Source organism: Corallococcus sp. AB049A (assembly GCF_003668885.1).
Lineage (GTDB): Bacteria > Myxococcota > Myxococcia > Myxococcales > Myxococcaceae > Corallococcus > Corallococcus interemptor.
This window is the reverse complement of record NZ_RAWL01000348.1, coordinates 1-9,324: the sequence shown is the minus strand read 5'-3', so window position 1 is coordinate 9,324 and position 9,324 is coordinate 1. Positions and strand designations below refer to the sequence as shown.

10 protein-coding genes are annotated in these 9,324 nt (G+C 70.0%); 7 read left to right on the top strand and 3 right to left on the bottom strand.

From position 1 onward, the window contains the following. A partial coding sequence (locus tag D7X55_RS29385; RefSeq protein ID WP_121724798.1) for a lipocalin-like domain-containing protein occupies nucleotides 1-1,007 on the top strand: 1,007 nt, incomplete at its 5' end. A 1-nt stretch (nucleotide 1,008) separates the two neighbouring features. Here the strand turns inward: D7X55_RS29385 and D7X55_RS29380 are convergent. From D7X55_RS29380 to D7X55_RS29370, 3 genes are all read right to left on the bottom strand, one after another. After that, nucleotides 1,009-1,422 (bottom strand): DUF6194 family protein, encoded by a 414-nt coding sequence (locus D7X55_RS29380; protein WP_121724797.1) that lies wholly within the window; start codon nucleotides 1,420-1,422, stop codon nucleotides 1,009-1,011. Between the two features lie 197 nt (nucleotides 1,423-1,619). Next, on the bottom strand, nucleotides 1,620-2,018 hold the full coding sequence (locus D7X55_RS29375; RefSeq protein WP_121724796.1) for a hypothetical protein: 399 nt from the start codon (nucleotides 2,016-2,018) through the stop codon (nucleotides 1,620-1,622). 163 nt (nucleotides 2,019-2,181) lie between these two features. Continuing rightward, the gene (locus tag D7X55_RS29370) at nucleotides 2,182-3,078 is read right to left on the bottom strand and encodes an NmrA/HSCARG family protein (protein ID WP_121724795.1); all 897 of its coding nucleotides are present in this window, start codon (nucleotides 3,076-3,078) and stop codon (nucleotides 2,182-2,184) included. Nucleotides 3,079-3,155: 77 nt separating this feature from the next. Here D7X55_RS29370 and D7X55_RS29365 point away from each other — a divergent pair, with 77 nt between their 5' ends. The 6 genes from D7X55_RS29365 (at nucleotide 3,156) to D7X55_RS29340 (ending at nucleotide 9,072) form a co-directional block, all read left to right on the top strand. Next, the gene (locus tag D7X55_RS29365) at nucleotides 3,156-3,767 is read left to right on the top strand and encodes a TetR/AcrR family transcriptional regulator (RefSeq protein WP_121724794.1); all 612 of its coding nucleotides are present in this window, start codon (nucleotides 3,156-3,158) and stop codon (nucleotides 3,765-3,767) included. A 298-nt stretch (nucleotides 3,768-4,065) separates the two neighbouring features. Continuing rightward, on the top strand, nucleotides 4,066-5,052 hold the full coding sequence (locus tag D7X55_RS29360) for an SDR family NAD(P)-dependent oxidoreductase (protein ID WP_158626441.1): 987 nt from the start codon (nucleotides 4,066-4,068) through the stop codon (nucleotides 5,050-5,052). A gap of 442 nt (nucleotides 5,053-5,494) precedes the next feature. After that, nucleotides 5,495-5,731: a hypothetical protein gene (locus D7X55_RS29355; protein WP_120547095.1), complete on the top strand. Its 237-nt coding sequence runs from the start codon at nucleotides 5,495-5,497 to the stop codon at nucleotides 5,729-5,731. 213 nt (nucleotides 5,732-5,944) lie between these two features. Then, complete coding sequence (glpK, locus tag D7X55_RS29350) at nucleotides 5,945-7,429, top strand: glycerol kinase GlpK (RefSeq protein WP_121724792.1); 1,485 nt, start codon at nucleotides 5,945-5,947, stop codon at nucleotides 7,427-7,429. Nucleotides 7,430-7,504: 75 nt separating this feature from the next. Beyond that, a complete protein-coding gene (locus tag D7X55_RS29345) occupies nucleotides 7,505-7,816 on the top strand; it encodes a 4a-hydroxytetrahydrobiopterin dehydratase (protein WP_121724791.1) in 312 nt (103 codons plus the stop codon). An 8-nt stretch (nucleotides 7,817-7,824) separates the two neighbouring features. Beyond that, the gene (locus D7X55_RS29340; RefSeq protein ID WP_279637410.1) at nucleotides 7,825-9,072 is read left to right on the top strand and encodes a hypothetical protein; all 1,248 of its coding nucleotides are present in this window, start codon (nucleotides 7,825-7,827) and stop codon (nucleotides 9,070-9,072) included. Nucleotides 9,073-9,324: the final 252 nt, after the last annotated feature.

The window sequence follows — 9,324 nt, the reverse complement described above, 5'->3', positions numbered from 1 at the left end:
TCCCGGAGGACCACGGCCCCCACCCCGACTTCCGCACCGAGTGGTGGTACTGGACGGGCAACCTGGAGACGCAGGACGGACGCGCCTTCGGCTACCAGTTCACGCTGTTCCGCAGCGCGCTGTCGCCGGAGCAGCCCCAGCGCGAGTCCAGCTGGGGCACGCGGCAGGTGTTCATGGGGCACTTCACGCTGACGGACGTGAGCGCCGGGAAGTTCCACGTCAACGAGCGCTTCAGCCGCGCGGCGCAGGGGCTGGCGGGCGCGGACGGTGCGCCCTTCCATGTCTGGCTTCAGGACTGGGACGTGCGGAGCGAAGGCAACGGCACGTGGCCCATGCACCTGCGCGCGCAGGGCGACGGCGTGACGCTGGAGCTGACGCTGGACGAGGGCAAGCCTCCCGTGCTCCAGGGCGACAAGGGCTTGAGCCAGAAGGGCGCGGAGCGGGGCAACGCGTCCTATTACTACTCGATGCCGCGCATGCCTTCGCGGGGCACGGTGTCGGTGGATGGGCAGACGGTGCAGGTGAAGGGCGACAGCTGGATGGACCGCGAGTGGAGCACCAGCGCGCTGAGCGGGGACCAGGTGGGCTGGGACTGGTTCGCGCTCCAGCTCTCCGACGGCAGCGACCTGATGCTCTACCAACTGCGCAAGAAGGACGGGACGAAGGACGCATTCAGCGCGGGCACGTACATCCCCGCGACGGGCGAGGCCGTGCACCTGACCGCTGACGACATGCGGCTGGAGCGGCGGGGCACGTGGAAGAGCCCGCGTGGGGGTGAGTACCCGGCGGGCTGGCGCGTGCAGGTTCCCAAGGTGTCGCTGGAGCTGACGGTGACGCCGAAGCTGCCGGACCAGGAGCTGCCGGTGCTGGTGCGCTACTGGGAGGGCGCGGTGTCCGTGGACGGCACGCGCGAGGGCCGGCCCGTGCAGGGGCGCGGCTACCTGGAGATGACCGGGTACGCGGACACGCCCCGGGACGAGCAGACGGTCCGCAGCCGCACGCCGTGACTCAGCCCCGGGCGCCCCGGTTCAGCTGGAGGTGGTAGGCCTCCTTCAGGTACGGGCGCAGCACGTAGAACGTCTCGTGGGTGGGGTTGAGCACGCTCAGCCAGAACATCCGCGCATGGACCGGGTGCGGCAGGAGCACGTCCTGGGCGGTGAAGTCGATGTGCGGGTCGAGCTCCGGGAACAGCTTCTGGAAGCTCTCCTTGCTGACGCCCAGGTTCAGCCGGAACACGCCGTCGCGGTCCAGCTTCGAGTGGTGGTCGTGCTCGGTGTCCCGCGTGATGATGGTGGCGAAGGGGTGCTGCCGCTCGTCTCCGGCGAAGAAGAAGAGATCCGGTGTGCTGGCGTCCATGTGCACGTCCCTGAACGCGTCCCGGATGTACGCCGCCAGTGCTTCCAGGCTGATGGCTCCCGTCATGACGTCCTCCCCCGAGTCGTACCGGAGTCGCTCTGCCCCGCACGCGAACAGCCGGTCATGCTCCCATCCCAATCCTTTCGGGGGAGCCACGCAATGCCATTCTCGGACCTGTCCGCGGTTGCCTCACGCCTGACGCGACCAGGAGTCGGTGCTGCGCATCGACTCCCAGCCGTGCGTCGCGTTCTAGGACACGGCCCTCAGTGCAAGCGGTACCAGTTGGCCGTGAAGTCCCCCGCCACTTCCGTGAAGTGGTCGTCATCCGTCATCGTGATGGTCACGGACCGGGGAGCAGGATGTCCCGGGCATGTGCCCGTGCCATACATGTGGCGCGTTCCCGTGTAGATCCCAGGAGTGGTCCCTGCGGTCAGTCCCGTGAACTTCGTGTCGCCCACCAGCCAGCAGCCGTCGCCACCGCTCGACAGGGTGACGGTGCTGCCACCGAAGACGGCACATCCCGGCCAGCTCGTCTGACACCATGTTCCAGTCAGCGAAAGAAGGGCGGATTCCTGGGTTGCCAGCGTGGAGGACTCCTCCATCGCGCCACCACAGGCGGTGGCGAAGAGGGAAAGAGCGACCGCGAGCGCTTGTCTTTTCATGGGCGTGACCTCTCGAAGGGAATCATTGCAAGACATGAAGCCCTGCCATCCTCCCACCCCCAGCACCCATGACAATCATTACCAGCGCGGCACCCAAACTACTTGCATGGCGCAATCAACTCGCGCGACCCGGCCTCTCACCGCGGCTCATCCAGCGGTACTCCTACGGTGAGGCTGGAAGCCGCCGGAACGCCTCGGCGCCTCCGCGCTCCAGCCATGCGTCGAACGTGAGCAGGCCCGGCGCCAGCCGCCGCAGCGCCGGGATGTCGGCGATTCCGCTCACCCAGCCTTTATCGACCAGGTCCACGACCCGGCGCAGGTACGGGGCCTGCTCAAGCACCTCTGGAGGGAAGCGCGTGTAGGTGAGGGACGTCCCGGTGGCCCGGCCAAGCTTCTCCGCGAGCTGCTTGCCGGTGAGCGAATCCCCCGCCATCTCCAGCACGGTCCCCACATGCGTGCGCGGATCCGCGAACACGCGCGCGACGAGCACGCCGATGTCCTCCCCCGCGATGAACTGCATGGGCTGGTCCGGCTGGGCGAAGAACTGGAGCCTCCCCTGTGACGGCGCGAAGGCCGGCATCAGCAGCAGCTCCATGAACGTCCCCGGCCGCACGATGGTCGCCCGAAGGCCGCTTGCCCGGACGTGCTCCTCGATGCGCCACTTGCTCTCGAAGTGGCCCACGCCCGAACCGGGACGCAGCCCCAGCACCGACGTGTAGACGAAGTGCTGCACACCCGCCGCCTTCGCCGCGTCCGCGATGCCGATGCCGAAGCGGACCTCGTCTTCATCCGTGACGCGGTACGACTGCTGCGGGGAAGCGGGCTGGATGCTGAAGACGCCGTACGCCCCCGCGACCGCACGGTCGAGCGACGCACGGTCGCCCATGTCCCCGCGCACCAGCTCCACGCCCGCCGCTTCCAGCTCCCGGGCCCTGGCGCTCGCCGGATCCCTCACGAGCGCGCGGACCCGCCAGCCATCCTTCAGCAACGCCCGCGCCGTCGCGCCTCCCTGCACGCCCGTCGCTCCCAGCACCACCACGGTCTCGCTCTTCGTCGCCATCCGGTCCTGCCTTTCGCTTGCTAAGCGGAGGATTGCTCCGGTTGAATACGGAGCTATCCTCCGCTTTTCAAGTGGCGATGAAACAGCCCAAGAAGATGCAGGAAGAGGACGCGACGGGCGGAGCCTTGCGCGCGGATGCGCGGCGCAACCGGGAGCGGCTGCTCGCGGCGGCGCATGCCGTGTTCTCCGAGCGCGGCGCGGACGCGTCGCTCGGCGACGTGGCGAAGCGCGCGGAGGTCGGCATCGGCACGCTCTACCGTCACTTCGAGTCGCGCGAAGCGCTGCTCGCCGCGACATGCGATGAGCGGCTGCTGCTGCTCGCGAGGGAGAGCCGCGAACGCTCGGAGTCGCTGCCCGCGCTCGAAGCGCTGCGTGTCTTCCTGGAGGAGCTCGTGCACTCGGCGGGCCTGTACAAGGGGCTGGCGGCGTCGCTGGGCATCGTCCTCAAGAGTCACACCGTGGGCTGTGCCGCGACGACCGCCGAGGGCGAGCGCCTGCTGAAGGCCGCGCAGCGCGAAGGAGCAGTTCGAAGCGACGTCCTGCTCGACGACGTGGTGTGCATGGCGATGGCCATCTCCCTCGCCGTCGCGGAGGAGTCCTCGGGCCCCAAGCGCGTGCACCGCCTCACCGGCATCTTCTTCGACGGGCTGCGCTCCCGCCCCGAGCCTCGCGGCGCGCGGCACCGGTAACTCCGGCGGCCCTCAAGGCAACGAAGTCCAGGCGCCACCTCCAGGATGCACGGAGCCCCGGCCAGCACTTCGGGCATGAACGTGTCTTCCTGGATGAGAAGGAGAGAGCCCCACAGGGCGCCCCGCCGGAGGCGCACAGCGAAAACCTGTCCGACTGTCGGACAGGTTTTGGAAGCCCGCGGCCCGGGGGCGGCTGTTTCATCCGGGCCGTGAAACAGGTCGGGTTGTCGGATCGGCTGGGGCCGTGTCGGACCGGCGGTGTACAGCTTGGATGCCCGGGGGCTTAGATTGCGGCCCCATGAACGTCCTCGTCACCGGGGCCACCGGCCTCATCGGCAATGCCATCGTGCAGCGGCTCGTGAAGCAGGGCGCCTCCGTCCGCGCGCTCGTGCGGGACCTGGCGCGGGCCTCGAAGCTGCTCCCCTCCTCCGTGCGGCTCATCCAGGGTGACGTCACGTCCCCGGGCACCCTGCCCGCCGCGATGGAGGACGTGGAGCTCGTCTTCCACGCCGCGGGCATGCCGGAGCAGTGGCATCGGGACGACTCCATCTTCGACCGCGTGAACCGCCAGGGCAGCGTGAACGTCCTGTCCGCCGCGCATGCCGCGAAGGTGCGCCGCGTGGTCTACACGTCCACCATGGATGTCTTCGCGGCACCTCGCGGCGGCGAACTCACCGAAGCGAACATCGACCCGCACCCCAAGCCCACCGTCTACGAACGCTCCAAGCAGGACGCCGAGCGCGCCGTGGAGGCCATCCGCCAGCAGGGCCTGGACGTCGTCTTCGTCAACCCGTCCGCCGTCTACGGCGCCAGCCCCGTGCACGTGGGCCTCAACTCCTTCTTCATCCAGCTGCTCAACAAGAAGGCCCCGCTGCTGCCGCCCGGCGGCATGTCCGTGGTCCACGTGGACGGCTGCACCGACGTGCACCTCGCCGCCGCCGAGCGCGGCGTCAACGGCGAGCGCTACCTCGTCTCCGACCAGTACGTCAGCAACGCGGACCTCGCGCTCGCCATCCACCAGGCCGCCGGAGCCGCCGGCAAGCCGCCCCCGGTCGCGCCCGTCTTCCTCATCGAAGCCATGGCCCGCGTGTCCGCGCCGCTCGCGCGCGTATTCCCCTTCACGCCGCTCGTCGCGCCCGGCCAGCTGTCCTTCATGCGCTGGGAGGCCCGCGTGAACGCGGCCAAGGCCCAGCGCGAACTGGCCTTCCGCCCCACCCCGCTTTCGGATGGCGTGGCCCGCACCGTGGCGTTCCTGCGCGAACAGGGGCTCGTGCCCCGCGCCTGAAAAGAACATGGGGGTCCGCCCCACAGGGATGACGGACCCCCACGCATTTCGCCGACTGCCTACCGCGACTACTCCTTTTCCGGCTCCGTCATTCCCGAGCCGCCCATGCCCGTCCGCGCCTCCCGCGCGGTTGACTGTGATTGCGGCCGGGGCGCCAGGGGGGCGCCCTCATGGACCGGAATCTGGAGACGTCCTCCGGGGCAGGGAACCGGGTAGGCCTTGCCTCACCTGGCCAGGGCTTTTGTTCGATGGGCAGGCGGCCACCGCGCTTCCACCCGCCCGCCTGCCCTCCGGCCCGGGACACGGGCTTTCGCGCCCCCTGTTCGACATGGGGTGTCGACACACGGCGTAAGGACCACCTTTCAACGCACGCGCGTCCTTCTCGGGTCCGACCCCCGTGAAGGACGCATGGGCCCCGTAACCCTCACCACGGAGTGACACCATGGCATTGCTATCCAACCTGCTGGGCGCGCTGGGCGCGTCGCAACGCGGCGTCTTCAGGGGCAGTGGCTGGAACCGCGGGCGCAGCGCCTACGGCCGCCGTCCCATCGGCTACGGCTACCGGGGACGCCAGTCCTCCGGCGCGGGCGGCTCGTTGGGCCGGATGATTCTCGCGGGCCTGGGCGCCTACGGCCTGCGCCGCTACTTCAACAACCGCTCGCGGGTCACGGGTTACTGAAGCGGGCCGCCATGCGCGGTGGCGCCGGGAAGTACCGTGGACTTCCCCCGGCAAGGCGCCCCGCCATGACACCCCCACGCAGGCACGGGAGCGTTCCACGGACTGCTCCCGGTGCCTGACATCCCGCACGCGCGGTGGGTGCGCGCGCCTCCGCTTGGAGTAGGGTCCCGCTTCGTGTCCGGCCACTGGCCGATGAACGAGGCGTGAGCACGCATGGCGAAGGCGAAATACGTCCTGGCCCTGGACCAGGGCACCACGGGGACCCACGTCTCCATCCTCGATAGCCGGTTGCAGGTGGTGGGCCGCTCCTACAAGGAGCTTCCCCAGCACTTCCCCAAGCCGTCGTGGGTGGAGCACGACCTGATCGACATCTGGAACACCAGCGAGTGGTGCATCGCGCGCGCCCTCAAGGACGCGGGCCTCACCGGCAAGGACATCGCCGTGGTGGGCATCACCAACCAGCGCGAGACCACGGGCCTCTGGGACCGTGAAACGGCCGAGCCCCTGGCCCGCGCCATCGTCTGGCAGGACCGCCGCACCTCCGACATCTGCCAGCGGCTCAAGGCCCAGGGTGTCGAGCCCCGCGTGCGCGAGGTGACGGGCCTGGTGCTGGACCCCTACTTCTCCGGCACCAAGCTCACCTGGTTCTTCCAGCACCTCAAGGGCGCGAAGAAGCGCGCCGAGAAGGGCGACGTGTGCTTCGGCACCATGGACTCGTGGCTCGTCTTCAAGCTCACCGGCGGCGCCGCCCATGTCACGGACGTGTCCAACGCCAGCCGCACGCTGCTCATGGACCTGCGCACGCTCAACTGGGACGACGAGCTGTGTTCGCTGCTGGGCGTGCCGCGCGCGTGTCTGCCGGAGATTCGCGGCAACGCGGAGGTGTACGGCACCACGCGCGGCATGCGCAGCCTGCCGGACGGCATCCTCGTCGCGGGCATGGCCGGAGACCAGCAGGCCGCCCTCTTCGGCCAGGCGTGCTTCGAGCCCGGTGAATCCAAGTGCACCTACGGCACCGGCGCCTTCCTGCTCATGAACACCGGCACGCAGCCGGTGCGATCCACCGCGGGGCTGCTCACCACCGTGGCGTGGAAGCTGGGCAACACCACGCACTACGCGCTGGAGGGCAGCTCCTTCATCGCCGGCGCCGCCGTGCAGTGGCTGCGCGACGGCCTCAAGGTCATCAAGAAGGCCCCGGACGTGGAGGCGCTGGCCGCCAGCGTGAAGGACTCCGGCGACGTCGTCTTCGTCCCGGCGCTCGCGGGCCTGGGCGCGCCGCACTGGCGTCCGGAGGCGCGCGGCCTGTTCGCCGGCATCGACCGCTCCACCACCGTGGCGCACCTGGCGCGCGCGACGCTGGAGGGCGTGGCCCTCCAAATCCACGACCTGGCGGAGGCCATGCGCCGCGACAGCGGGCGGGACATCCCCGTCTTCAAGGCGGACGGCGGCGCCGCGGCCAACAACCTGCTCATGCAGTACCAGGCGGACCTGCTGGGCGTGCCCGTGGTCCGCCCGCGCAACCTTGAGACCACGTCGCTGGGCGCGGCCTTCCTGGGCGGCCTGGGCGCGGGCGTGTGGACCAGCCCGGACGCCATCCGCCGCGCGTGGAAGGCGGACCGCACCTTCAAGCCGAAGATGAAGCCCGAGGTGCGCGCGCGCCACCTGGAAAAGTGGAAGCAGGCGGTTTCGCGCGCGTGAAATGAGACAAAGCGCCCCGGCGGCTTGAACGCGCCGGGGCTTCCATCGGGCAGGAGAGCGGGTAGAACGACCACCATGGCCTACGACCGCACGTTGCTCTCCCCGGATGCGCTCCAGACCTTCCTCACCCAGCACCCCGCCTGGAAGCACGAGGGCGGGATGATCCGCCGCACCTACGACGCGCCCTCGTTCCTGGAGGGCATCGCCTTCGTGGAGCGCGTGGCGAAGGCCGCCGAGGCCGCGGACCACCACCCGGACATCGACATCCGGTGGCGCAAGGTGACGCTGGCGCTGGTGACGCATGACGCGGGGGGCCTCACGTCGCGCGACACCTCCCTGGCGGCGGAGGCGGACCGCCTCTTTGGCCAAGGGGCTTCTGTCCGGTGATTCACGGCGTGCGCGGGACCCTGGCGGCGCTGGCCTTCGCGGCGTGTTTCACCGCGCTCCCGGCCCTGGCCCAGGACGACCTCCCCACGGAGCCCCGTCCGGAACGTCTGTATTTCAACTCCGGCGCGCTCCTGGGGTCGGCGCGGGTGGTGGGCCTGGGCGGCGCCTACGTGGGCATCGCCGAAGGCGCCGCGGGCGTGTCCAGCAACACGGCCGCGCTGGCGCAGCGCAGCCCGTCGCTGGAGCGCGACTGGGACCTGGGCGTCACCCTGTCCTGGCTGGACCTGCCCTTCACCGGCACCAAGCGCCGGGACGTGGACAACGACGGCCTGGCGGATGAGTCCGTGGACAGCCGCCAGCTCTTGGGCGCGCTGATGTTGCAATACAAGCGCTTCGGCATCGGCTTTCTCTGGCGCAACAGCCGCACGGGCTACTGCATCACCCTGGGCTGCCGGGGCGAGGGCGAGAAGCTGCGCGTGTCCCTCACCCAGTCCGTGCTCGCGGGCTCCGTCGCCTTTGGCCAGGACGACTTCATCCTGTCGCTGGGCATCTTCTCCGCGCAGGCCAGCTTCAGCGAGCTGGGGGACCAGTCCTGGCGCTACGGCGACACCGGCGTGGCGGTGGACATGCTCTACCGCCCGCACGGGCGGTCCTACCGCATTGGCGTGGCGATCCGCCCGGAGGTGGTGGCGGGCTGGCGCCGCGACGAGGGCCAGAGTCCCTTCATCGCGGGGCGCCAGGTGTACGCGGCCGTGGTGTCGCCCGCGGTGCTGTCCCTGGGCGCCAGCTGGCGGTTGGGTGAAGGCGCGCACCGCTACAACCGGCTGTCCCCCGCCGCCCGGCGGCAACTCCAGGTGGACGGAGACGCACTGCCGGTGCCGGAGGAGGAGCCTCGCGACGCGCTGGCCGGCCGGTGGCTCATCACCGCGCAGGTGGACCTCATCTCCAGCGTGAGCAACGCGGTGGCGGCGCGCTCGCTGGCCAACATCACGGAGCCGCAGCAGATCGTCGGTGACACCGCCATGTTCCAGCCGCGCCTGGGCGCAGAGTGGGACACCTTCCCGGGCCTGCTGCGCCTGCGCGCGGGCACCTGGCTGGAGCCCTCGCCCTACCCGGACAGGAATCCCCGGCCGCACCTCACCGGCGGCTTCGAGCTGTTCGTGCTGCGCTACTGGGAGGACTGGTCCATCACCGCGTCGTTCGACCTGGCGAGCCGTTACTCCAACTGGGGCGTCTCCATCGGCTTCTGGCGGTAGTGTCTGGCCTTGGGCGCAGGGTGGGTAAACGCGAGGACCTGCATGGGTGTTCGCGTCCCCATCCGCGCCACCCCCACGCCCTCTGACAGCGGCCAGCCGAGCAACCTTCCGCGTCGCATTTGCCGGTGTGGGATGGCATGCGAACCCTGCCGTACACGGAGGGGATTCCATGTATCTGGGGCGGGGGTGGCGCCGGGCTGTCGTGGGTGCGACGGTGCTGGGATTCGCGGCAGGCGGAGGGTGGGGGTGCGG

What these genes read in the sequence shown, in the direction of transcription:
- D7X55_RS29370 (WP_121724795.1), bottom strand. Translation starts at nt 3,078, where the DNA reads ATGGCGACGAAGAGCGAGACCGTGGTGGTGCTGGGAGCGACGGGCGTG.
- D7X55_RS29355 (WP_120547095.1), top strand. Translation starts at nt 5,495, where the DNA reads ATGGCATTGCTATCCAACCTGCTGGGCGCGCTGGGCGCGTCGCAACGC.
- glpK (WP_121724792.1), top strand. Translation starts at nt 5,945, where the DNA reads ATGGCGAAGGCGAAATACGTCCTGGCCCTGGACCAGGGCACCACGGGG.
- D7X55_RS29360 (WP_158626441.1), top strand. Translation starts at nt 4,066, where the DNA reads ATGAACGTCCTCGTCACCGGGGCCACCGGCCTCATCGGCAATGCCATC.
- D7X55_RS29380 (WP_121724797.1), bottom strand. Translation starts at nt 1,422, where the DNA reads ATGACGGGAGCCATCAGCCTGGAAGCACTGGCGGCGTACATCCGGGAC.
- D7X55_RS29345 (WP_121724791.1), top strand. Translation starts at nt 7,505, where the DNA reads ATGGCCTACGACCGCACGTTGCTCTCCCCGGATGCGCTCCAGACCTTC.
- D7X55_RS29365 (WP_121724794.1), top strand. Translation starts at nt 3,156, where the DNA reads ATGAAACAGCCCAAGAAGATGCAGGAAGAGGACGCGACGGGCGGAGCC.
- D7X55_RS29375 (WP_121724796.1), bottom strand. Translation starts at nt 2,018, where the DNA reads ATGAAAAGACAAGCGCTCGCGGTCGCTCTTTCCCTCTTCGCCACCGCC.